The sequence below is a fragment of the Paramagnetospirillum magneticum AMB-1 genome (assembly GCF_000009985.1).
Taxonomy (GTDB): Bacteria; Pseudomonadota; Alphaproteobacteria; order Rhodospirillales; family Magnetospirillaceae; genus Phaeospirillum; species Phaeospirillum magneticum.
Genome location: NC_007626.1, coordinates 927,421 through 950,277 on the forward strand (window position 1 = coordinate 927,421; position 22,857 = coordinate 950,277).

The 22,857-nt window shown below is 67.1% G+C and carries 25 protein-coding genes; 14 read left to right on the plus strand and 11 right to left on the minus strand.

Going from position 1 to position 22,857, the window contains the following annotated elements:
* Nucleotides 1-2: 2 nt before the first annotated feature.
* Complete coding sequence (gene cobB, locus AMB_RS04415) at nt 3-725, minus strand: Sir2 family NAD+-dependent deacetylase (RefSeq protein ID WP_011383309.1); 723 nt, start codon at nt 723-725, stop codon at nt 3-5.
* Between the two features lie 149 nt (nt 726-874).
* Between cobB and AMB_RS04420 the strand changes: the two genes are divergently transcribed.
* Nucleotides 875-1,555, plus strand: coding sequence for an aspartyl/asparaginyl beta-hydroxylase domain-containing protein (locus tag AMB_RS04420; protein WP_011383310.1), 681 nt, complete (start codon nt 875-877; stop codon nt 1,553-1,555).
* Nucleotides 1,556-1,638: 83 nt separating this feature from the next.
* Nucleotides 1,639-2,112: a low molecular weight protein-tyrosine-phosphatase gene (locus AMB_RS04425; protein ID WP_011383311.1), complete on the plus strand. Its 474-nt coding sequence runs from the start codon at nt 1,639-1,641 to the stop codon at nt 2,110-2,112.
* A gap of 26 nt (nt 2,113-2,138) precedes the next feature.
* Here AMB_RS04425 and AMB_RS04430 read toward each other — a convergent pair whose 3' ends face one another.
* Nucleotides 2,139-2,549 (minus strand): hypothetical protein, encoded by a 411-nt coding sequence (locus AMB_RS04430; protein ID WP_043743424.1) that lies wholly within the window; start codon nt 2,547-2,549, stop codon nt 2,139-2,141.
* A 345-nt stretch (nt 2,550-2,894) separates the two neighbouring features.
* Here AMB_RS04430 and AMB_RS04435 point away from each other — a divergent pair, with 345 nt between their 5' ends.
* Nucleotides 2,895-4,325, plus strand: a complete 1,431-nt coding sequence (locus AMB_RS04435) for a bacteriohemerythrin (RefSeq protein ID WP_231848969.1) — start codon at nt 2,895-2,897, stop codon at nt 4,323-4,325.
* 177 nt (nt 4,326-4,502) lie between these two features.
* Entirely contained in the window at nt 4,503-4,694 is a 192-nt protein-coding gene (locus AMB_RS04440; RefSeq protein WP_011383314.1) for a hypothetical protein, read from the plus strand.
* Between the two features lie 24 nt (nt 4,695-4,718).
* Here the strand turns inward: AMB_RS04440 and AMB_RS04445 are convergent, their stop codons facing one another.
* From AMB_RS04445 to AMB_RS04460, 4 genes are all read right to left on the minus strand, one after another.
* Complete coding sequence (locus AMB_RS04445; protein WP_011383315.1) at nt 4,719-5,159, minus strand: CBS domain-containing protein; 441 nt, start codon at nt 5,157-5,159, stop codon at nt 4,719-4,721.
* Between the two features lie 84 nt (nt 5,160-5,243).
* The gene (locus tag AMB_RS04450) at nt 5,244-6,209 is read right to left on the minus strand and encodes an ankyrin repeat domain-containing protein (protein WP_011383316.1); all 966 of its coding nucleotides are present in this window, start codon (nt 6,207-6,209) and stop codon (nt 5,244-5,246) included.
* A 10-nt stretch (nt 6,210-6,219) separates the two neighbouring features.
* Nucleotides 6,220-7,899, minus strand: coding sequence for an energy-dependent translational throttle protein EttA (gene ettA / locus AMB_RS04455; protein WP_011383317.1), 1,680 nt, complete (start codon nt 7,897-7,899; stop codon nt 6,220-6,222).
* Between the two features lie 76 nt (nt 7,900-7,975).
* Nucleotides 7,976-8,371: a hypothetical protein gene (locus tag AMB_RS04460; RefSeq protein ID WP_011383318.1), complete on the minus strand. Its 396-nt coding sequence runs from the start codon at nt 8,369-8,371 to the stop codon at nt 7,976-7,978.
* A 112-nt stretch (nt 8,372-8,483) separates the two neighbouring features.
* Between AMB_RS04460 and rnr the strand changes: the two genes are divergently transcribed.
* Genes rnr through AMB_RS04480 form a run of 4 tightly spaced genes read left to right on the plus strand, consistent with a single transcriptional unit; the run spans nt 8,484 to nt 13,843 of the window.
* Nucleotides 8,484-10,712, plus strand: coding sequence for a ribonuclease R (rnr, locus tag AMB_RS04465; RefSeq protein ID WP_011383319.1), 2,229 nt, complete (start codon nt 8,484-8,486; stop codon nt 10,710-10,712).
* Nucleotides 10,709-11,392: a CatB-related O-acetyltransferase gene (locus AMB_RS26285; RefSeq protein ID WP_011383320.1), complete on the plus strand. Its 684-nt coding sequence runs from the start codon at nt 10,709-10,711 to the stop codon at nt 11,390-11,392. Before rnr ends, AMB_RS26285 begins: the two co-directional genes overlap by 4 nt.
* 43 nt (nt 11,393-11,435) lie before the next feature.
* On the plus strand, nt 11,436-13,010 hold the full coding sequence (locus AMB_RS04475; RefSeq protein WP_043743426.1) for a S41 family peptidase: 1,575 nt from the start codon (nt 11,436-11,438) through the stop codon (nt 13,008-13,010).
* A gap of 2 nt (nt 13,011-13,012) precedes the next feature.
* A complete protein-coding gene (locus AMB_RS04480) occupies nt 13,013-13,843 on the plus strand; it encodes an FAS1-like dehydratase domain-containing protein (RefSeq protein ID WP_011383321.1) in 831 nt (276 codons plus the stop codon).
* 60 nt (nt 13,844-13,903) lie between these two features.
* On the opposite strand, the gene AMB_RS04485 is transcribed toward AMB_RS04480, so the two are convergent.
* Nucleotides 13,904-14,656, minus strand: coding sequence for an SDR family NAD(P)-dependent oxidoreductase (locus AMB_RS04485; protein ID WP_011383322.1), 753 nt, complete (start codon nt 14,654-14,656; stop codon nt 13,904-13,906).
* A gap of 213 nt (nt 14,657-14,869) precedes the next feature.
* Between AMB_RS04485 and AMB_RS04490 the strand changes: the two genes are divergently transcribed.
* On the plus strand, nt 14,870-15,262 hold the full coding sequence (locus AMB_RS04490; RefSeq protein WP_011383323.1) for a CBS domain-containing protein: 393 nt from the start codon (nt 14,870-14,872) through the stop codon (nt 15,260-15,262).
* Between the two features lie 23 nt (nt 15,263-15,285).
* Here AMB_RS04490 and AMB_RS04495 read toward each other — a convergent pair whose 3' ends face one another.
* The gene (locus tag AMB_RS04495) at nt 15,286-16,206 is read right to left on the minus strand and encodes an ethylbenzene dehydrogenase-related protein (RefSeq protein ID WP_011383324.1); all 921 of its coding nucleotides are present in this window, start codon (nt 16,204-16,206) and stop codon (nt 15,286-15,288) included.
* A gap of 130 nt (nt 16,207-16,336) precedes the next feature.
* Here AMB_RS04495 and AMB_RS04500 point away from each other — a divergent pair, with 130 nt between their 5' ends.
* The gene (locus AMB_RS04500; RefSeq protein ID WP_011383325.1) at nt 16,337-17,020 is read left to right on the plus strand and encodes a c-type cytochrome; all 684 of its coding nucleotides are present in this window, start codon (nt 16,337-16,339) and stop codon (nt 17,018-17,020) included.
* Between the two features lie 46 nt (nt 17,021-17,066).
* On the plus strand, nt 17,067-17,639 hold the full coding sequence (locus AMB_RS04505) for a YqgE/AlgH family protein (protein ID WP_043743427.1): 573 nt from the start codon (nt 17,067-17,069) through the stop codon (nt 17,637-17,639).
* Between the two features lie 9 nt (nt 17,640-17,648).
* Here AMB_RS04505 and AMB_RS04510 read toward each other — a convergent pair whose 3' ends face one another.
* Nucleotides 17,649-18,551, minus strand: coding sequence for a cation diffusion facilitator family transporter (locus tag AMB_RS04510; protein ID WP_011383327.1), 903 nt, complete (start codon nt 18,549-18,551; stop codon nt 17,649-17,651).
* Nucleotides 18,548-19,135, minus strand: a complete 588-nt coding sequence (pdxH, locus tag AMB_RS04515) for a pyridoxamine 5'-phosphate oxidase (RefSeq protein WP_043743428.1) — start codon at nt 19,133-19,135, stop codon at nt 18,548-18,550. The genes AMB_RS04510 and pdxH overlap by 4 nt, the downstream gene beginning before the upstream one ends.
* 99 nt (nt 19,136-19,234) lie before the next feature.
* Between pdxH and AMB_RS04520 the strand changes: the two genes are divergently transcribed.
* Together AMB_RS04520 and AMB_RS04525 are read left to right on the plus strand one after the other, a co-directional pair.
* Nucleotides 19,235-19,708: an RT0821/Lpp0805 family surface protein gene (locus tag AMB_RS04520; RefSeq protein WP_011383329.1), complete on the plus strand. Its 474-nt coding sequence runs from the start codon at nt 19,235-19,237 to the stop codon at nt 19,706-19,708.
* 88 nt (nt 19,709-19,796) lie between these two features.
* Nucleotides 19,797-20,717, plus strand: coding sequence for a DnaJ C-terminal domain-containing protein (locus AMB_RS04525; RefSeq protein ID WP_011383330.1), 921 nt, complete (start codon nt 19,797-19,799; stop codon nt 20,715-20,717).
* A gap of 127 nt (nt 20,718-20,844) precedes the next feature.
* Here AMB_RS04525 and AMB_RS04530 read toward each other — a convergent pair whose 3' ends face one another.
* Nucleotides 20,845-21,861: a ChaN family lipoprotein gene (locus AMB_RS04530; RefSeq protein ID WP_011383331.1), complete on the minus strand. Its 1,017-nt coding sequence runs from the start codon at nt 21,859-21,861 to the stop codon at nt 20,845-20,847.
* A 41-nt stretch (nt 21,862-21,902) separates the two neighbouring features.
* On the opposite strand from AMB_RS04530, the gene AMB_RS04535 reads away from it, so the two are divergent.
* Nucleotides 21,903-22,841, plus strand: a complete 939-nt coding sequence (locus AMB_RS04535; RefSeq protein ID WP_011383332.1) for a TAXI family TRAP transporter solute-binding subunit — start codon at nt 21,903-21,905, stop codon at nt 22,839-22,841.
* Nucleotides 22,842-22,857 lie beyond the last annotated feature (16 nt).

Sequence of the window (22,857 nt, forward strand, 5' to 3'; positions counted from 1 at the left end):
GGTTAGCGTGACAGCAGATCCTCGACGAACGCGGGAACTAGGCGGGAGGCAGGCCCCAGGCGGGATTCGTGGAACAGCGACGCCCCTTCCGAGGGCTCCAGATTAAGCTCGACCGCCTGGGCGCGGCCCAGCCCTCGCACCGTCTGGACGAAGCCCGCCGCCGGGTAGACATGGCCCGAGGTGCCGATGGACAGGAACAGGGCGCATTGGGCCAGTGCCTCGAAAATGCGCTCCATGTGCAGCGGCACCTCGCCGAACCACACCACATGGGGGCGCAGCGAGCCGACGCGGTAGCAATCGGGGCACTTGTCCTCGATCCCCAGGTCCCGGGTCCAGGCGAAGGGCCGGGCGCATTTGACGCAACGGATCTTCAGCAGCTCGCCATGCATGTGGATCAGGTTTTCCGACCCGGCCCGCTCGTGTAGGTCGTCGATGTTCTGGGTCACCAGCAGCACTTCGCCCGGCCACTCCCTCTCCAGCCGGGCCAGGGCGGCGTGGGCCGCGTTGGGGGCGACGCCGCCCTCGGCCAGATTGCGCCGCCGCGCATTGTAGAAGGCGTGCACCTTGGCCGGGTCGCGGCGAAAGCCGTCGGGCGTCGCCACGTCCTCCATGCGGACCTTGGCCCAGATGCCGTCCTTGTCGCGGAAGGTGTCCAGGCCGGATTCCTTGGAAATTCCGGCGCCGGTCAGGACGACGATGGTTCCATTGCCGGGAAGGGAGGGCATGGGAGACTCCTGCCGCTGGGGAAAGGTCCATGGAACCCGAGCGGACTTGAGTGGTCAAGACCGCGTAACGGCAATCATTAGCTTGAAATTATCATCAGGCACATCATCATGAATGATGTATTCGCAGTAAAGACAACCGGAGGTCTGTTATGGCTGTTACTGAAGCGAGTGAGGTTGTGCGGCCTGCTCCCGAACCGCTGCTTCCCTGGCAGGCCATGACCATGGGGAGCGGGCTCGTCCTGCATGGTCCGGCCGACATCGCCTGCGATCACGGGGCCTTGGCTGCCGAATTCGACCGCCTGGATGCGACGCTGGCCCAGGAGGAGCGGCATTGCTTCGGCTCCTGCGACGGAAGCTGGACGTCCATTCCCCTGACGGGATGGTCGGGCGGAGAGGTCGTTCTCGCTCCATTGGCCCAAGCAATTCCCGCCGCGGCCGGCTTTCTCTCGCGCCTGCCCGGGGCACTGGTGCGCGCCCATTACATGAGGCAGGGGCCGGGGCACGTGCTGGACTGGCATTTCGAGCCCCAGTCCATCCAGGACAAGGAATGCCGCCTGCTGGTGCCCATCCATGCCCCGCCCCAGGCCTATACCCTGCTCGGCCATCTCGCGGTGGCTTATCCCGAGGGCCAGGCTTGGACGGGCGATTTCAATTTCCCTCACAAGGTCGTCAATCCCAGCGACCGGGATCGGATCATGCTGGTGGTGGACGTGCTCTCCTCGCCGGACCTGGCGGCTCTGTTGCCCGCTGCCCTGGGGGAGGGGCGGGACCTGCGGACCCGGCTGGCCGGGGCCGCCCGCAATGCCCTGGCGATGCAGCGCGCCGCCTGAGAATTTTGACCCCGGACCCGGGCTGGCGTACCATCCGACCCGGCCAGACACGGGGCGTCGGGCTGCAGGCGGGAGTGAGGTCATTGGTCAAGGTTCTGTTCGTGTGCACCGGCAATATCTGTCGCTCACCCACCGCGGACGGCGTGTTCCGCGCCCTGGTGGCGGCCGAGGGACTGGCGGAGCGCATCGGCGTCGATTCCGCCGGGACGCACGCCTATCACGTGGGCGAGCCCCCCGATTCCCGCTCCGCCGAGGCGGCCCGGCGGCGTGGCTACGAACTGCAGGACCTGCGGGCCCGACAGTTGAAGAAAAGCGATTTCGAGGAGTTCGATCTGCTGCTGGCCATGGATCGGGGGCACCTTGACCTGATGGCGCGGGCCTGCCCGCCCGAGCGCCGCGACCGGCTGGCGCTGTTCCTGTCCTTCGCGCCGCAATTGGGGCTCAAGGACGTGCCCGATCCCTATTACGGCCAAGGTGGCGGTTTCGAGCGGGTTCTGGACATGATCGAGGCCGGCTCGGCCGGGTTGCTGGCCCATATCCGCGAACGGATGCTGTAGCCGCATAAAACGGATACTCTGGGGAATCACCCCAGGGCGTTGTTGATCAGGTATTGGGCGATGTCGGCCGGCTTGACCTTGATGTCCTTGGGCTCTTGGCCGGTTTCCAGCGCCTTGCGGATGCGCATGGAATTTTCCACCTTGACCGGGTCCACCTTGACCAGCCCCCTGGCGCCGCGAATGCGGGGATAATAGGTGGGGTCCACCAGCTTCTCCTTACGGCCCAGGCGTTCCAGCAGGGCGGCCTCGTCGGTGCCGTCCGCGGCCTGGTGGGTCTTGACCAGGACCCAGTCCTTCTCGCCCGCCAGCCCGGCGGCCAGAAGGTCTTCCGGCGCTCCATCCTCCACATAGCCGATGGCGTAGAGATTCTTTCCAAGGCCCACATCGGCCCCCCAGGTCTGCAATCCCTTGCTCCTGGCCACATAGATGGTGCCCACCGTTTCCTCCCGTGCGTAACCGGCCGGTCCCAAGGGTACACGCCTGCCCAGGCGGCGGAAAGAGGAGGGTTTTTTTAAGTACTCCCGGATGTGTGGTTGTATATGCGTAAAGTTGTGTCGGGAATATTTCAGGTCTTGACCCGATTGTAGTTCGCGTCACCGATTGCTACATAAAAACACGATAAAGAACATTATCGCCTTCCATCCATTGGTATTGGGGTGAAATCCCTACATACCTTGGTATGTTGAGCAAAAGACTCAATTTCGATGCGATGTTGTCGCTCGTTAACTTGCGAGGGACTTCGCTGTTGGGGGTGCGCTATGGCCGTTCAGTGGCAAGAGGCCATGTCTATCGGTGTTGCCGATTTGGATGCCGAGCACCGGGCCATGCTCGAATTGCTCAACAGCCTGGAGGCCGGATTGGAGGGCGGGGACGATGATGGAGTCGCCGACGCCATGCGTGATCTCGTCGGCTTGATGTCCGAGCATTTCAGCCGCGAGGAGGATCTGCTGTCCGGCATCGGCTGCCCCAGCTTTTACGCCCATCGCGACGGGCATGATGCCATTGCCGACCGTATCCACCTGCTGCGGCGGCGCTATCTGGTGGCCGTCGATTCCGGGGCCCGGCGGGACGTCGCCTCGGCCTTGCTGAACTTCACCCGCATCTCGCTGCTAGACCACATTTTGACAGAGGATCACGCCATGGGTCGTAGAATGTCTCCCGCCGCCATCCAGCCGTCCTTGGACCGGTCATCCGAGTCCGAAGCGGGGGCCACGGTGGTGCCTGTCGCCACTCAGGACGTGGAGTACAGCCTGCCGCCCCACCTGGCCCACCTGCTGAACCGCCTGCATTATACCCAGGCCGAGCTTCCCCCGCCGCACGGCGGCTACGCGACGTTCGAGGTCCTGTGCGCCGAGGCGGTGGCCCGGCGGATCGACGAGGTGCTGGTGGTCTTTCACAAGCGCAATGCCTGTGTCAGCCGCAAGCTGCCGCCGCCCTTCTTCCTGTCGCCCGAATTCGCGGATCGCTTCCGCCGGGTGGTCGAGCGCCTGATCATGCCCGAGCTGCTGAAGAGCCGCCGGTTGCGCCAGATGACGTCACGCTGCGACTGGAAGGTCGTCGACAGCGAGAGCTTCTGGGAATACGTGGATAATCCCCTGGCCGAGGATCTGCTGGAGCGGTGGCGCCTGGCCTGGGACGAGATGCGGCTGGTGGAGCGGGTCCGCGACGACGGCAGCCGCGTCTTCCAGGTCAAGGAGACGACCAGGATTCTGCGCGAGATGCTGCAGCCCCCCACGCCCGAGGCCTATGACCTGCCGCGCATCGGCAATGTAGAGATCGAGACGCTGAAATCCCTGTTCGATCCCACCCGCGACCTGGCCGGCGCGCTGCATGCCGGTTGGCAGCGCTGCCAGGATCTGTACGAGCAGGAGATGGAGCCCCGCGTGTTTCAGCAAAAAGCGCGCGAAGGGGCATTGCGTGACTACCTGCTGCTGGCGCATCAGCAATATGCCGCCAATTGGGGGGAGTTCCTGACCCTGAGCGTCCACCGTGTGTTCGGACGGGTCACCTCCCATTTTCTCGAGCGGTTCAGCACCAGCCTGGGGCGGTCCGAGCAGGAGAGGGCCGGGCACATGCCCTATCTCATGCGCTATCTGCACCAGCTGCGCGACCATCCCGAAATCCGCCGCCAGGAGCGGGAGGAGGAGGCCCAATGGCAGGCCCAGCGCCAGGAGCTTCAAAACTTCCTGAAAGGCGTCACCGCCGCCGCCTGAGAAGCCGGGTCCCAGCCACGATCGGCAGGGCGGGTGCTTGTGTGAAGTCCTTCATGGAAGAGAACCCGGTGCAAAAGTATGAATGCGATGAAATTTCGCCTTCTTCGGGTGGGGACCCTATTGAGCTGGGTGACCGGGCAAGGTAGATCGTAGCGAGTCACTGGGGGAAATACGTAGATGCTTGCCACCGCGGCCCTGTCCGAGCGGCCTGTCCTCGCCATTCGCTGCCATGCCTGCCGCTACTTCACGCTGGAGCGCTGCTGCAACGCGACGGCCAGGCTGGAGGGCCAGGACGACCGGGATGGCGAGTGCCCGCACTTCCGCTTTGGGCTGTCCTCGGGCCCGGCGCAGGAATGGCAACTGCGCTAGGCCTGAGTCATCACCTGACGGGCCTCAGCGCCCCGCCATCACGTAATCGCGCAGGGATTCCGCTTCCATCTTGGTTTCGTCCAGCCGGGACTTCACCACGTCGCCGATGGTGACGATGCCGGCCACGTCGCCGTTGTTGTCCATCACCGGCAAGTGACGGATGCGCTTGGCGGTCATGATCTCCATCAGACGTTCGACGGTGTCGTCCTCGTGGCAGACGAAGACCTCGGCGGTCATCAGGTCCCGCACCTTGGCGGTGATGCAGACGTCCACCGCGTCGGCCAGGCCTCGGACGATATCGCGTTCCGACAGGATTCCCGCCACCCGGTCGCCGTTCATGACCAGAACGGCGCCGATCTTGTGTTGGGCCAGCAGACGGGCGGCGTCGCCGATACTGGCCTCGGGGGTGACGGAGATGATCCCTCCGCCTCGGGCCTTGGATTTCAAGATGGTCTTGACGATCATGCGCACCCTCCCTCGCTATGGGATCTTCAGGCTCTCCCCCTCACAGATTGGGGCAGGGGGAAGTCCCTTCAAGGGAGGGGGGCATCAGTATAGGAGCTTGATCGCCTGGGCCCGCTCGTCGGCCGGCAGGGTCTGATTGCCCAAAAGGTAGTGGAGCGCCGTGCGGCCGCGGGCATCGGCCCGGTGGGGGTCGGCCCCGGCCTTCATGGCCTTTTCCACGTCGGCCAAACGGCCCTTGGCGGCGGCGGTCATCAGCGGTGTCTTGAGATCGCGCGGCAAATGGCCGTGGCCATTGCTGACCGAGGTCAGGGCGCCGGCCGGATCGCGGGCGATACGCTCCAGCAGGTTGAAGTCGGATTCGCGGCCCTTGGGCGTGGGGCAATCGGTCAGCGGCCCGCCCATGAGAGGTCCCATGCGCTTGGCGGCCTCTTCCAGCAGGGCGCGGTGGTTGGTGACGATCCGGCAGGGAAAGCGCAGGTTCATGCCGTCAAACACCGAGGGTTCGGGTTCGGACTTGCGGGCCACCAGATCATAGCCCTTGGTGGACGGCATGGTCTCGGCCAGCAGGATGGCCTCGACCTTGCGGAGCGTCAGGGCATAGCGGATGAAGACATAGGTGTCGGCCTTGACGCCCTTGCCCTGGGGGGCGTCGGGCAGCAATTCGAAATAGCTGACCAGCCATTCCTCCTTGTCGGCCAGCAGCGGGTCGGCGGCCACCTGCTCGTCGGTGGGGACCCGAAGGTCGATCTCGGCATCGATGTCGTCGAGCATGTTGGAGGCCTTGACCGTGTTGCCGGCCAGGAACTCCCTGAGCGCGCCGCCGATGGCTTCCAGCTTGTCGGCATTGGCGTCGGCGGGCAGGGCGGGGCGCCCGGCCCCGGCGCGGTTCATCTCGGTCTGGATGCGGGCGAAGGTGACCAGGCCGTCGCCCGGCACCGCCGCCAGCTCGTCGCCGCCGGAGGCCGGGGTGCGGCCCGCCAGGAACCAGGCGCCGGTCCCCGCCGCCAGCAACAGGGCGCAGGCGGCGGCGATGACCGTATGCTTTGACATGGGGCGCGTCCTAACGCTTCAGCGGCTTGTACTTGATGCGGTGCGGCTGGTCGGCGTCGGTCCCCAGGCGGCGGTGACGGTCCGCCTCGTAATCCTGGTAGTTGCCCTCGAACCACACCACCTGGGAATCGCCCTCGAAGGCCAGGATGTGGGTGGCGATGCGGTCCAGGAAGAAGCGATCGTGGCTGATGACCACGGCGCAGCCGGGGAATTCCGCCAGGGCGTCTTCCAGCGCCGACAGGGTCTCCACGTCCAAATCGTTGGTGGGTTCGTCCAGGAGGATGACGTTGGCGGGACGGCTCAGCATCTTGGCCAGATGGACGCGGTTGCGCTCGCCGCCCGACAGCACGCCCACCTTCTTCTGCTGGTCGGCGCCCTTGAAGTTGAACAGGCCGGCATAGGCGCGGGCGTTGATCTTGCGCTTGCCGAGATCGATTTCCTCCTGGCCGTCGGAGATTTCCTCGAAGGCGGTCTTGTCGGGATCCAGCGAATCGCGGCTCTGGTCCACATAGCCCAGCACCACGGTCTCGCCCACGGTGAAGCTGCCGGTGGTGGGTTGCTCCTGGCCGGTGATCATGCGGAACAGGGTGGTCTTGCCGGCGCCGTTGGGGCCGATGATGCCGACGATGCCGCCCGGGGGCAGGCGGAAGTTCAGGTTCTCGTACAGCAGGTTGTCGCCGAACGCCTTGGAGACGTTCTCGGCCTCGATCACCTTGCCGCCCAGGCGCGGGCCGGGGGGGATGGAGATGACGGCGGGGCCGGTGGCCTTTTCCTGGGACTTGGCCACCAGATCCTCGAAGGCGCTGATACGGGCCTTGCTCTTGGTCTGGCGAGCCTTGGGGCTGGACCGCACCCATTCCAACTCGTCGCGGATGGCGCGCATGCGGGCGGTCTCTTCCCGCTCTTCCTGCTCCAGGCGCTTGCCCTTCTGCTCCAGCCACGAGGTGTAGTTGCCCTCGTAGGGGATGCCGTGGCCGCGCTCCAGTTCCAGAATCCAGCCGGTGACGTTGTCCAGGAAGTAGCGGTCGTGGGTGATCATCACCACCGTGCCGGAGTAATCCTCCAGGAAGCGCTCCAGCCAGGCCACCGATTCGGCGTCCAGATGGTTGGTGGGCTCGTCCAGCAGCAGCATGTCGGGGTGCGACAGCAGCAGGCGGCACAGGGCGATGCGGCGGCGCTCACCGCCCGACAGGGTGGTGACGTCGGCATCGCCCGGCGGGCAGCGCAGCGCGTCCATGGCGATCTCGATGGTCCGCGTCAGGTCCCAGGCATTGAGATGGTCGATCTTTTCCTGCAACTCGCCCTGTTCGGCGATCAGGTCGTTCATCTCGTCGTCGGAAAGCTCCTCGGCGAACTTGGCCGAGACTTCCTCGAAACGGTCCAGCAGGGCCTTGGTCTCGGCCACCGCCTCCATGACGTTGCCCATGACGTCCTTGGCGGGGTCCAGATGGGGTTCCTGCGCCAGATAGCCGATCTTGACGCCCTCGGCCGCCCAGGCTTCGCCGCCGTATTCCTTGTCGATGCCGGCCATGATCTTCAACAGGGTCGACTTGCCCGCGCCGTTGACGCCCAGCACGCCGATCTTGGCGCCGGGCAGGAAGCTGAGGGTCAGCCCCTTCATGATTTCCTTCCCGCCGGGATAGGCCTTGGTCAGGTTCTTCATGACATAGACGTACTGGTACGAGGCCATGGGGGCTCTCCGCTTGGGCGTGGTCGATTTGGGAGATTGAGTAGACGGGTGGGGCCGCCCCGTCAAGCTTGGCGGCTCAGCGCGAGACGATCAGGTGGGGGACCCCAGGCAGTTCGGCCAGCAATTCCTCGGCCAGCAGGCGGGACCATGGCTTGTCGGCGGTGAACGAGGCCTCCAGCGCCGCGTCGCAACGCATCTGCCAGTCGTCCATGGGAAACAGCGCCACCCATTCCACCTGGTCGTCGAACAGGAAGACCGGGGCTAGCACCTCGCGGGTCATGCGCCACGGCGTATCCGCATCCAGGCAGCGCCCGCTGTTCTGCAGCAGAAGCCGCGGCCCCTCGGCCGACTGGACCAGCACCGCGTGGCGGCCATGCCCGGTCTCGCCGCATATGGCGGCGGTAAAGCGCCGGAAGGTGGAATCGGCGGCGGCGTCGTCCAGGCTGATGCGGAATACCTCGGGCTTGGCCATGGGGTGTGCTCCTTCAAGGGGCCATCAGAGCATGGCGGAAGGGAAAGCCCCCTTGATGCCCGTCAAGGGGGCTTTCCTTGCTCCCGGGCCTCCGGGCCTATAGGCTGGCGGCATGAAAAAGCCCAAGATCGTCCCGATTCCGTCCAAGCAGGAAATTCTCGACTTCATCCGATCCCAGCCGGGAAGGGTGGGCAAGCGCGAACTGGCGCGGGCCTTCAACCTGCGGGGCTCGGACAAGATCGACCTCAAGGCCATCTTGAAGGAGCTGGAGCGGGAAGGCGTGGTGGAGCGCGGCCAGAAGCGGCGCTTCGCCAGTCCCGGCACCCTGCCCGACGTGGGCGTGGTGGAGATCATCGGCACCGACAGCGACGGCGAATTGCTGGCGCGTCCCTTGAACTACGAGGGCGAGGGCCGCCCGCCGCGCATCTTCATGGCGCCGTTCCGGGCGGGCGAGGCGGCGGTGGGCGTGGGCGACCGGGTGCTGGCCAAGCTGAAGCGAGTGCGCGGCGAGGACGTCTACGAGGCCCGCGCCATCCGCATCATCGGCGAGGCCCGTGCCCGGGTGCTGGGCGTGTTCGAGCCCAATCCCGACGGCTCGGGCCGGCTGCGCCCCACCTCGCGCAAGGAAAAGGCCGAGTATATGGTGCCCCGGGGCGAGACCGGTGACGCCAAGGCCGGCGAACTGGTGCTGGCCGACATCATGCCGGGACGGCTTTACGGCATGCGCACCGCCTCGGTGAAGGAGCGCATGGGCCTGCTGGGCGCGCCGCGCTCGGTCAGCCTGGTGGCCATACACACCAACGACGTTCCCTTTGAATTCCCAGAGGCCGCGCTGCAGCAGGCCGCAGCCGAGGGACCGGCCCCCATGAACGAGCGCACCGATCTGCGCTCCATTCCCCTGGTGACCATCGACGGCGAGGACGCCCGCGATTTCGACGATGCGGTGTTCGCCGAGCCCGATCCCGACCCCAAGAATCCCGGCGGCTGGCACTGCATGGTCGCCATCGCCGACGTCTCCTGGTACGTGCGGCCCGGTGATTCCCTGGACAAGGAAGCCTTCAAGCGCGGCAATTCGGTCTATTTCCCCGACCGGGTGGTGCCCATGCTGCCCGAGGAACTGTCCAACGGCTGGTGTTCCTTGAAGCCCGACGAGGACCGCCCGTGCATGGCGGTGCATTTCTGGCTGGACGCTCTCGGCAACAAGCTGCACCATCGTTTCGTGCGCGGAATGATGCGCTCGGTGGCGCGGCTGACCTATACCCAGGTGCAGGCGGCCAAGGACGGCACTCCCGACGACAGGACCGGTCCGCTGCTGGCCCCGGTGATCGAGCCGCTGTACGGCGCCTGGGCGGCGTTGTTCCGCGAGCGCAAGGAACGCGGCGTCCTGGAACTGGACATCCCCGAGCGCAAGGTGACCATCACCCCCGAGGGCAAGGTGGAGGCCATTACCGAGCGCGAGCGCTTCGACAGCCACCGGCTGATCGAGGACTTCATGATCATGGCCAATGTCTGCGCCGCCGAGACCCTGGAGAAGGTTCACAAGCCCTGCATGTACCGCATCCATGACCTGCCCAGTCAGGAGAAGCTGGACGGATTGCGGGAATTCCTCTCCTCCATGGATCTGAAGCTGGCCAAGGGTCAGGTGCTGCGCCCCGCCCATTTCAACCGCATCCTGGAAGCGGTGGAGGGCACCGCCAATTCCCATCTGGTCAGCGAGGTGATCCTGCGCTCCCAGGCCCAGGCCCAGTACAGCCCGGAGAATATCGGCCATTTCGGCCTGGGGCTGGCGCGCTATGCCCACTTCACCTCGCCCATCCGCCGCTATGCCGACCTGCTGGTTCATCGTGCCCTGATCTCGGGGCTGCATCTGGGCGAGGGGGGGCTGCCTGCGGATGCAGTCGCAGAGTTCGCCGAATGGGGCGAGCACATTTCGGTGACGGAACGGCGCGCCGCCACCGCCGAGCGCGAGGCGGTGGACCGCTACGTCACCGCCTTCCTGGCGGACAAGGTGGGCGCCACCTTTGCCGGCAAGGTGTCGGGCGTCACCCGGTTCGGACTGTTCGTCACCCTGGACCAGACGGGGGCCGACGGGCTGGTGCCCATCTCGACGCTCCCTGAGGATTTCTACGTCCACGACGAGGTCCACCATTGCCTGGTGGGCAAGCGCACCCGCAAGACGTTCCAACTGGGCCAGAAGCTGGACGTGGAACTGGCCGAGGCCAATACGCTGACCGGCTCCATGGTGTTCCGCCTGGGCGGAGCCGGGGAGAGAGGCCTCCGCCCGCCGCGTCCGCCGCAATCGGGCCGGCCCAAGCGCTCGTTCCGGAGCCGGACGCGGTGACCGCGCCGCCCCGCGAGGACATCGACGACCAGGGATACTTCCTGGAGGCGCTGGCGCGGGGCATTCGGATCCATCACACATCGACGCTGCCCCACTTTCAGGCGGAGGCTCCGGTGGAAATCCGCTCCGGTGTCCTGGCCGAACACGCGCTGTTCCTCGGGGCCTACAGCTATATCTCCGAGGACACCCGCCTGTGGACCCCCACGACCATCGGCCGCTATTGCTCCATCGCTCCCAATTGCGACATCGGCGGCGTCGAGCATCCGACCGACTGGGTGACGACGCATCCCTTCGCCTGGGGGCGGCTGCCCCTGGACCACTGGCCGGCCATGAGGCAGGCCCGGAAATCGCCCCACGAGTGCCTGGCCCCCGTCGCCATCGGCCATGACGTCTGGATCGGCGCCGGGGCCTTTGTCCGCAATGGGCTGAGCGTCGGCACGGGAGCGATCATCGGCGCTCGCGCGGTGGTGACCCGGGATGTGCCTCCCTATGCCATCGTCGCCGGAAATCCCGGGCGGATCATCCGGCACCGCTTTTCCCCCGAGATCATCCGCCGCCTGCTGGCCAGCCAGTGGTGGCGGCTCGACGTCACGGCGCTCGACCATTTTCCCCTGACCGACGTGGAGCGCTTCCTGGCCCGGATCGAGGGCCGGATGGCGGACGGGCTTGCCGTGCGATGAAACCTCTGTACCCGGCGGCGGTCGCTTGCGCATAATCCCCCCGATGAGCCGATTCACGCCCCTGGGAGCCGGGTTCGCCCTGGCCGTGTCCCTGCTGTCCCCCCCCGCCGCCGCCGGCTGGGTGGCGGGCGAGGCCGAGCGCACCATCGCCTTCGGCTTCGACGCCATCGTCGAGCGCCATCTCCAGCCGGTCACCGCCCAGACTATCGCCCTGGACGGGCTGCGCGGTCTGGCCGAGATCGATCCGCAACTGGCCGTCACCCTGGACCAGGGGCGGCTGCGCTTGTCCACCACCGAGAAGGTGGTGGTCGATTTTCCCGCCGCGTCCCCCGACGACACGGTGGGCTGGGCGCGCATCACCGTCAATGCGGCCCTGGAGGCCTCGCAGATGTCGGAGCGGCTGCGCGACGCCGATGCCGAGCGGCTGTATCAGGCGGTGTTCGAAGGCGCCTTGGGCAAGGCCGACCTGTTCTCCCGCTATGCCGGGGCGCGGGAAGCGCGCGAGCACCGGTCCAACCGCTCGGGCTTTGGCGGCATCGGCATCAAGTTCGACCTGATCGACAGCGAGGTCCGCATCGTCGAGGTGGTCGACGATGGCCCCGCCGCCAAGCTGGGTCTGCGCGCCGGCGACATCATCACCGCCATCGACGGCGATCCGGTCCGGGGGCTGGACCGCGCCGACATTTCCAACAAGCTGCGCGGCGCCGTCGCCACCGAACTGGTGCTGGCGCTGCGGCGCGGCAGCCAGATGCTGCAATTCACGCTCCGCCGTTCGCTGATCGTCCCTCAGACGGTGAGTTCCTCGGTGGCGGGCGGCATCGCCCATTTCAAGATCACCAGCTTCAACCAGCGCACCGCCTACAGCCTGGAAAACCAGCTGAAGGACATCCGGGACCGCCTGGGCGGCGGCCTTCAGGGCGTGGTGCTGGACCTGCGCGGCAATCCCGGCGGCCTGCTGGACAAGGCGGTGGCGGTGGTCGACCTGTTCGTGGCCGAGGGCACCATCATCTCGACCCGGGGGCGTCATCCCGCCTCGGCCAATTCCTTCGAGGCCAAGCCCGGCGACATCGGCGAGGACCTGCCCCTGGCGGTGCTGGTGGACGGGCGGTCGGCCTCGGCCGCCGAGATCGTCGCCTCCGCCTTGCAGGACGCGGGGCGGGCCGTGGTCATCGGCACCAATTCCTATGGCAAGGGCACCGTCCAGACGGTTGTGCGCCTGCCCAATGACGGCGAGATCACCCTGACCTGGTCGCGCTTTCATGCGCCGTCGGGCTATGCCCTGCATGGCCTGGGCGTGCTGCCCGTGCTGTGCACTGGCGCCGCCACCCAGACCGCCGCCCAGATGGTCGAGGCCATCGGGCGCGGCACGCTGCCGGGCAAGCCGGCCGAGACCCTGGCGGTGTGGCGCGGCACCGGCATCGACGATACCGAGCTGCGCCACCGTCTGCGCGATACCTGCCCGCCGGCCCGGCTGGGCGACAACAGGCTGGAGATGGATCTGGCCGACCGGTTGCTCTCCAACCGCGCCGCCTATGCCCGCGCCCTGGCGGCTTCGGCCCCCACCAGGGGGTTGGAGGCGCTGCAGACCCGGCCCTCGCCGGAAACCGGATCGCACTGATCATGGTGCCGGCCGACTGGATCGGGCGGACGGAGACGGTGCACGACATGGCGTCCCATGCGCCGCTCCTCGGTCTGGCCGCCACTCTGGATCACGCCGATCCGCCGTGGGTGGCGGGCGAGGTGCCGCCCCTGGGGCACTGGCTCTATTTCCTGCCCCGTGCCCTGGAGCGCGACATCGCCGCCGACGGGCATCCCCACAAGGGCGGCTTTCTGCCGCCGGTGGAACTGCCCCGGCGCATGTGGGCGGGGGGCGAGTTCTCGTTCATGGCCCCCATCCCGGTGGGCGCCGCCATCACCCGGCGCTCGACCATCGCCGACGTGACGGAAAAGACCGGCCGCTCCGGCCCCATGGTGTTCGTCCGGGTCGAGCATGAGATCTCCACCCAGTCCGGGCCGGCGATGACCGAGGTCCACCACATTGTTTACCGCGAGGCGCCCAGGCCGGGCGAATCCTTGCCGCCGGGCGAGCCGGAACCGGCCCAGGCCGCGTGGCGGCGGAGCATGCATCCCGACATCGTGCTGCTGTTCCGCTACTCGGCGCTGACCTTCAACGGCCACCGCATTCATTACGACCGCGAGTATTGCCGCGACGTGGAGGGCTATCCCGGCCTGATCGTCCACGGGCCGCTGATCGCCACCCTGCTGATGGACCTGTTTCTGCGCCACAATCCGGGGGCACGGGTCACCGGCTTTACGTTCCGGGCCAGACGGCCGCTGTTCGACATCCATCCCTTCGAGGTCGCCGGACGCCCGACGCCGGGCGGCGCCGAGCTTTGGGCGGTGGATCACCAGGGCAATCTGGCCATGGGCGCGGACGTGGAGGCCGTTTAATACCAGATCCCCCCTCCCGCCCTCCCCCCACCAGGGGCGGGGGGAGGGGAAGAGGATGGGTCAGCCGATGGTGTAGCCGCCGTCGACCACGATCTCCTGGCCCCAGATATTCTTGGCCTGATCCGAGCACAGGAAGGCGGCGGTGGCGGCGATGTCGCCGGGCTCGCCGAAGGCGCCGGGCATCAGGCGCGCCGTCACCTGGGTGGCCACCGCCTGCAACACGTCGGCCGGCAGGCCGATGCTGCCCCAGATGGGGGTGCCGATGGGGCCGGGGGCGACCGAGTTCACCCGGATGCCCTTGGGGGCCAGTTCGGCGGCCAGGGTCTGCGAGAACGACTTCAGCGCCGCCTTGCTGGCGCTGTAGATGGCCAGGCCGGGAAAGCCGACCTGGGTCAGGAAGGTGGTGACGAACAGCACCGATCCGCCCTGGCGGATATGGGGCAGGAAGCCGCGCACCGTCTGCACCGCGCCGGTGAAATTGACGGCGAACTGGTGGTCGATGGCCGCCGCGTCGCTCTGCTCGAACGGCACCACCTTGGCGATGCCCGCGTTGGGGATGACCATGTCGACGCCGCCAAACCGCTTCACCGTTTCGGCCACCAGCCGTTCCAGGTCGGCGGCGCAGGTGACGTCGCCGGTCACCGCCAGCACCGAATCCTCGCGGCCCTTGGCGAGGTCGGCCAGGGCGGCGGCATTGCGGGCGAAGACGGCGACCTTGGCGCCTTCGGCCAGGAAGCGCTGGGCGATGGCATGGCCGATGCCGCTGCTGGCACCGGTGACGACGGCGACTTTGCCGCTGAGGGAACTGGTCATGGTGACTATATCCTTGGACAGGGAGGGATGAGCCAAAAGCGCACGGATGGCGCCCGGACCGCTTTGAGGCCGGTCAAGCCGCCCCCTCCATTCCCGACGACGTTTGCGCTTTGTTATCGATTGAGATACGGTTTATTGCCTATCTCAGGATAATCCATTCGTATCGGTCTGCTATGTCAGGCCCAGATATATCCTTGCTCTGGAAAGGGATGAATGATGCGGATCTCCGATGTCCTGGCCTATAAGGGGCAGACGATCCACACGGTGGCGCCCAGCGCCTCGTTGCGGGAGGCGGCGTCCCTGCTGCTGGAAAAGAATATCGGAGCGCTGATCTGCGCCGACCGTGCCGGGGGCATCGTCGGAATTCTGTCCGAGCGCGACATCTCCCGGGCCTTCGCCCGGCTGGGCGCCGATATGATCAGCATGTCGGTGGGCGATGCCATGACCCGCGACGTCATTGCCTGCGCCGCCAGCGACAGCGTCGCGGAAATCCTCGACATCATGACCGAGACCCGCTGCCGCCATATTCCGGTGGTCCAGGACGGCGAGCCGCGGGGTCTGGTTTCCATCGGCGATCTGGTCAAGGCCATCAACCGGGAGGGCTGAGCCTCCCGGTCTTCGGTCCAAGATTACTTCTTCACGGCGACCAGGTCGGCGTCGCCCTTGTCCAGCACCAGGGTGTGCTCCAGCGAGACATAGTGGAAGCGCCGGGCGGTGTGCCCGGCATGGATGGCGAAACCCAGATTGTAGGTCTTGCCCACCTCGATGGTCTTGAACGGGGCGGAGGCGGCCAGCGGGCGGCTGAGCGTCACGCTCCAGCCGTCGCCGCTCTGGGTGGCCTCGGCGGTCACGGGCGAGGGCTTGGCCTCGGCGCGCTTGTCGAAAATGAAGCCGCCGGCCGCCACTGCCGCCGCGCCGGGCTTCAGGCGGGCCTGCCAGTATTCCATCACCTGACCGGAGGCCTGCATCTTCTCCAGTTCCGCCGCCGCCACCAGTTCGTCGCCGGCGCCCTGTCGGCCCGGCTTGGCGCGGGTGCGGTTCAGGTATTTGGTGCGCTCGCCGGCGCCCCCGGCCGGCATCTTGGCCGCGTCCTCGTGGCAGGTGCCCCAGCAGCCGGCCTGCGCCGCTTCGGGCAGCTTGCCGTCGTCGAGCATCATGGTCACCTTGGTGGCGAAGTCGGCATCCATCTTGGAATCGGGCTGGGCGCCCTCCTTGAAGTCCAGGCGGACGAGGAGCTTGCCGCCCTCCTGGGCCACCTTGACCGTGGCGGGGATGAAGGCGGGCTTGGCCGGAATGGGCGCGGGTTCATTCTTGGAGCCCGACACCAGAGTGGCGCCCATGTCCTTTTCCTCGCCCAGATGGCACTCCTTGCAGGCCTTGCCGTTCTTGACCTTGGGCGCCCCGCCGTGCTCGCCCGACAGCACCCATTCCAGCGACGACTGGCCGGGGTAGAACAGGACGATCTCCTTGCCCGGCACGCTGCCCCAGTCCAGGGCGAGGGCGGGGGTGGCGGCGAAAACCATCAGGGCGGTGAGCGCGGTGCGTTTCATGGCGGGCTTCCTGGTTGCGGGAAGGCGACCTAACCACAGGGCGGAGGCCGGTGACTTGACCTTGCTCAATGCAGAGCCGGGGATGTCCACGTAACCAGTCTGAAATCTGCATGATTTTGGAGGGCGGGCCATGAGGATCGGTTTGGGTGCGGCGCTGCTGATGGCCGGGCTGGTTGCCGCCGCGGCAACCGCGACGGCCCAGCAGGCGCCGATCATGATCAAGGGCGAGCCCTATGTTTACGACAAGGACAACGCCCAGGACGTCATGCGCATCTGCGCCGGCTGCCACGGCGAGCTGGGCAATGGCGGCGGCGGCGGCGCCTATCCCCGCCTGGGCGGCCTCAACGCCGACTACTTGGCCGAGCAGATGCGCAAGTTCAAGAGCCGCGAGCGCGAGAACATCCCGATGATCCCCTTCGCCGTGGATCGCGAACTGTCCGAGCGCGACGTGCTGGACGTCACCCGCTTTCTCTCCGAGGTCAAGCTGGAGACCAAGCCGCCGGCCAACATGCCCGCCGACGGCTATGCCCGGCTGCAGATCATGAAGAAGGTGCTGCAGATCCCGCGCGAGCCGGGCGACGTGGAAGCCGGCAAGACGTTCTATGCCGCCGATTGCGGCCCCTGCCACGGCAACAAGGGCCAGGGCCGCCTGAAGAAGCCGGCCATCGCGCCTCAGCACATCTCCTATTTGAAGGTCCAGGTGGACAGCTTCCTGTCGGGCAAGCGCAAGCATGACGACCTGGAGGTGATGAAGGCCAAGACCCCCGAGGAATGGAAGAACCTGTGGGCCTTCCTGTCCAGCCTGCAGGACTGACATCGCCGGACTTGCTTTCACGGGCCGGGCGGAATATCTGAAAGGCATGCCTACGCAAAAGACTACCGGCTATCTCGCCGGACAGATTCTGATCGCCATGCCGCAGATGGAAGACCCGCGCTTCGCCCGCGCCATCGTCTATCTGTGCGCCCATACCGCCGACGGGGCCATGGGCATCGTCGTCAACAAGCTGTTCGGCGGCCTGACCTTCCCGGAATTGCTGGAACAGCTGGAAATTCCCGCCACTCCCGCCTGCGACGAGATCCGCGTCCATTTCGGCGGCCCGGTGGAAAGCGGGCGCGGCTTCGTGCTGCATTCGGCCGATTACCAGCACGAGAACACCATGCTCGTCGAGGGCGACGTGGCCTTGACCGCCACCGTGGACGTGCTGCGCGCCATGGCCGACGGCACCGGCCCGCGGGAAAGCCTGCTGGCGCTGGGCTATGCCGGCTGGGGCTCGGGGCAGCTCGACATGGAAATCCGCGAGAATTCCTGGTTGACCGTGCCCGCCGATCCGGCGCTGCTGTTCAGCCGGGATCTCGAACACAAATACGAGCGCGCCATCCACAAGCTGGGCATCGACGTGGGCCTGCTGTCGGCCAGCGCCGGCCACGCCTGAAACAAGCCCTTAACGAAACTCCGTCCGCGCATCGCGGATGCCCGCCGGGTCCTCGTGGATGATCACGTCGAAGCCGGGGAATTCCGCCAGGAGGGCCTTCTCCACATCGTCGGAGATGCGGTGCGCCTCGACCAGCGGCAGGTTGCCGGGCAATTCCAGATGGAACTGGATGAAGCCCTGGCGGCCCGAAGTGCGGGTGCGCAGGTCGTGGTGGTCCTGAACGCCGGGATGGGCGGCGACGATGGCGCGGATGCGCTCGCGGTCGGCTTCGGGTAGTTCCTTGTCCATCAAGGTGTCCAGCGACAGCCGGAAGATCTGCCAGGCGTTGATCATCAGCCAGCCGGCGATGCCGATGGCGAACAGCGGATCGGCCAGGGGCCAGCCGGTGCCCGCCGCCAGCAGCAGCGAGACGATGACGCTGGCATTGATCAACAGATCGCCGGTGTAGTGCAGGGAATCGGCCGAGATGGCCAGTGAGCCGGTGCGCTTGGCCACCATGCGCTGGAATCCCACCAGGGCGAAGGTGGCGGCGATGGAGAACACCATCACCGCGATACCCCATTCGCCGTGGCTGACCGGCTGGGGGTGGACCATGCGGCTGCCGGCCTCGGCCAGCAGAAAACCGCCCGAGCCCACCACGAAGGCGGCCTGCCCCAGCCCAGCCAGGGCCTCTGCCTTGCCGTGGCCGAAGCGATGCTCGTCATCGGCCGGCACCAGGGCATGGCGCACCGCCATCAGATTGAGCGCCGAAGCGGCCAGATCCAGGGTGGAATCGATCAGGGTGGACAGCAGCGCCACCGAGCCGGTGGCGAGCCAGGCGCCCAGCTTGACGGCGATCAGCAAGGCGGCGGTGCCGGTCGAGGCGTAGGTCGCCAGCCGCATCAGGCGGCCATGGTCGGCTGGATGGCTCATGGGTAGAGGTGCTCCAGATGCCAGCCGTCCCCGTCGCGGACATAGTCGAAGCGGTCGTGCAGGCGGAACGGCCGGTCGTGCCAGAATTCGATGCGTCTGGGCGCCAGGCGGAAGCCCGACCAGTGGGGCGGGCGCGGCACCTTGCCCAGGCCGAACTTGGCGGCGAATTCGCCCACCCGCTTCTCCAGCTCGAACCGGCCGGTGAGCGGCCGCGACTGGATGGAAGCCCAGGCGCCGATCTGGCTGGCCCGCGCCCGGGTGGCGAAATAGGCATCGGCTTCCTCGTCCGAGACCCGGGTGATGGACCCTTCGACCCGGATCTGGCGCCGCAGGCTTTTCCAGTGCAGGCACAGGGCGGCATGGGGATTGGCGGCCAGCTCCTGGCCCTTGCGGCTTTCCAGGTTGGTGAAGAACACGAAGCCGTCCTGGTCGGCGCCCTTCAGCAGCACCATGCGCACGCTGGGCCGTCCCTCCGCATCGGCGGTGGCCAGGGCCATGGCGTTGGGGTCGTTGGGCTCGGCCTTTTCGGCCTCGTCCATCCACTTGTGGAACAGGACCAGGGGGTCGGCTTCGGGTGCGGACATTCTCTCACCGGCGGGTGTTGACGCGACGCCCTCAAAATGCCCAGATTCAAGGCCATATGGTAGACGTTTCGTCGCATACCCCCTTTTCATGAGACCGCCATGCGCCCCCAGGCCCCCAAGTTCGTTTCCGCCCTTCTCGCCCTGTCGCTGCTGGGCGGCTGCGCCGATGCCAAGCTCGGGCAGACCGGCGGCGCCATCCTGGGCGGCATCGGCGGCGGCCTGCTGGGCTCGCAGTTCGGCGGCGGCATCGGCCGGGTGCTGATGACCTCGCTGGGCGCCGCCCTGGGCGCCTATGCCGGTTCGGAACTGGGCAAGAAGCTGGACAAGGCCGACAAGGAAGAGGTGCTGAAGGCCGAGGAAAAGGCCCAGGACGGCCCGGTGGGGGAAACCATCGCCTGGAGCAATCCCCAGTCGGGCAATTCCGGCACGGTCACCCCGGTGAGCGAAAACACCGACGCCCAGGGCCGGACCTGCCGCGACTACCAGTCGACCATCACCGTGGACGGCAAGGACGAGACGGTGACCGGCACCGCCTGCAAGCAGGCCGACGGCTCGTGGAGCGCGGTGAACTGACCTCGCTCACGCTTCCTTAACCTGAACGGCGGCATGGTCGCGGGTTGGCGATGCCGCCTTTTTCCATTGCAGCCGGGATGACGACGCGGTGAAGGATCCTTATCTGGTGCTGGGCGTGGCCCGGACCGCTTCCGATGACGATATCAAGAAGGCCTACCGCGCCCTGGCGCGCGAGCTTCACCCCGACCTCAATCCGGGCGACGCCAAGGCCGAATCGCGGTTCAAGGACATCTCGGCCGCCTATGACTTCCTGTCGGATTCCACCAAGCGCGCCCAGTTCGATGCCGGCGAGATCGACGCCACCGGCAGCCCCAAGCGCGGCGCCTGGCGGTCGCGCCCCGGCGCCCGGCCGGGTCCCGGCGGCGGCGGCCCCCGGGGCGGTTTCGGCGGCTTCGGCGAGAATGTGGACGACATCATGGCCGAGCTGTTCCGCCGCAAGCAGAAGGCCCAGTCCCAGGCCCATGCCAAGGCCAGGCCGCGGGGCGGCGATGTTCGCCACACCCTGACCATCTCGTTCCTCGACGCGGCGGCGGGCGGGACCAAGCGGGTGACCCTGATGTCGGGGCGCACCGTCGAGGTGCGCATCCCCCCGGGCAGCCAGGACGGCCAGACCCTGCGCCTCAAGGGCCAGGGCCACGGCGCCGATGACGGAGCCGTGCCCGGCGACGCCTTCATCGAGATCAAGGTGGAGGACCATTCCCACTTCAAGCGCCGCGACCTGGACGTGCTGCTCGACCTGCCGGTGACGGTGCAGGAGGCGGTCCTGGGCGGCAAGGTGCCGGTGCCGACCATCGACGGCAAGGTGATGGTGACCATCCCCCCCGGCTCCAACACCGGGGCGGTGTTGCGCCTCAAGGGCCGGGGCATCGCCGGTCCGGGCAACACGCGGGGCGACCAGTTGGTCACCCTGACGGTGGTCCTGCCCGAAGACGGAGAATTCCGCCAGTTGGTGGAAAAGTGGGGGCCGCGCCACGGCTACGACCCCCGCGCCAAGGCGGGGCTGACCTGAGGTCTGGACCATCGAGCGTCAAAGATGACGCCCAATGGTCCAGGATTCATATTTGCCCCTCGCCGGGCGCGGCCCTCCGGCCGCTTGGCCGCGGCCTCAATGGCCGCTAAAGCAACCTGCGTCAGATCTAACGCAGGTTGCTCTCTTTCCCCGTCCCCTCCTTCTTTTTCATGTGCTTTTCCATCATGGCGCAGGAATCTTCGCGCGTGGCGCGGCCGGTGAACCAGATCAGGTCGAAGGGCGGAGTCCGGGTGCCGAAGGATTCGCCGTAGGCGGCGGGGCTGGTCTTGCCGTCCTCCACTTCCACGAAGCCGATGGACAGCATGGCGACGCCCGGCACCATGGCGCGCAGGCGGGCCGGCACGCCCCGGTCGGTGCGGGCATGGCCGGCGCCGGCGATCAGCACCACCGGTCCGGCTTCGGGCCGCGAGGCCTGATCGGCCATCACTTCGGCCATGGCGGCGTCGCGGGCCCGCTGCACCCGGACCATGGGCGGCACCGCCTTGTCGGGCAGCAGGTTGCAATGACCCTCGCGGATGTCGGCGGCCAGGGCCTTTTCCTCGGCCGGGGGCAGGGGCTGGTCCAGGCCGAAGCGTCCATCCACCTCGGCGCCTTGCTCGCCCCTGGCGATGCGGCGGGTCAGGTCCTGGGGCAGATTGGCGGCCTTGACCTCGCCCCGCGCCGCCAGGGTGGCCTCGACGATCGGGCGATACAGCGCCCAGTCGGGCCAGCCGCGCTTTTCCCAGTCCAGCGCCGCGCCCAGGGTGGCGGGGGTGCCGATCCCCTGGTCCAGCACCGCCTGCCGGTCGCTGTCCACCATCTCCAGCGCCAGCAGGGGGCGGCGGCCGGCGGCGGCCAGTTCGGTCATCACCCAGGCCTGCAGGGCGTGATGGTCGGCGTTGTCGTGAATCTCGCCCAGCAGCACGATGCCGGCGCCCTTCACCCGCTCCAGGGCGTCGTCGGGGCTGGACCATTTGCCAGTGGCCGGTGCCCAGACCCGGCTCGCCAGGGGATGATCTGCGGCCAGGGTGGGGGCGGGCGGCGATCCTGCCGAGGCGGGCGCTGCGCAAACACAGGCCAGGAACGCGAATCGAACGAGCGTTCGGCTCATCTGGTCAAGGTGGAGGGGTTGCGTTATGGTCATACCAAACCCTTCTAATAAGACATCAATGCTTGGGAGGCATCATGAAGAGGGTCGTATTCGGGGCCGTTCTGGCCACCATTCTGGCGGTGCCGGCTTTTGCCGCCGATCAATTCCTCAACATTCTCACCGGCGGCACCAGCGGCGTCTACTACCCGCTGGGCAATGCCCTGTCGTCCATTTACGGCAAGGCGCTGCCGGGGGCGCGGGTCACCGTCCAGGCCACCAAGGCCTCGGTGGAGAATCTCAACCTGCTGCAGATGGGGCGCGGCGAACTGGCTTTCACCCTGGGCGATTCCCTGACCCAGGCCTGGGACGGCGTCGAGGAGGCCGGCTACAAGGCGCCGCTGAAGAAGCTGCGCACCATGGCCGCCATCTATCCCAATTACATCCAGATCGTCGCCACCGCCGATTCCGGCATCAAGACCCTGGCCGACCTCAAGGGCAAGCGGGTGTCTGTGGGCGCGCCCAAATCGGGCACCGAGCTCAATGCGCGGGCGATTTTCAAGGCGGCGGGCCTCGCCTATTCCGACATGAAGGTCCAGTACCTGCCGTTCGGCGAATCGGTGGAGCTGATGAAGAACAAGCAGCTGGATGCCACCTTGCAATCGGCCGGGCTGGGCGTCTCGTCGCTGCGCGACCTGGCCACCGGCGACGATATCGTCATCGTCGCCATCTCGCCCGAGGTGATCGCCAAGACCGGGGATTCGGCCTATATCGCCTCGGTGGTGCCGGCCAATACCTATCGCGGCCAGACCGTGGACGTGCCCACCGCCGCGGTGCGCAACTTCCTGGTCACCCATGAAGGCGTTCCCGCCGAACTGGTCTATGGCATGACCAAGGCCATGTTCACCAACATGCCCGACCTGCTGGCCGCCCATTCGGCGGCGCGCGAGATCGATCCGGCCCATGCGGCCAAATCGCCCATCCCGCTCCATCCCGGAGCCGAGAAGTACTATCGCGAGGCCGGATTGTTGAAGTGATGCCGTGAAGGGGGGA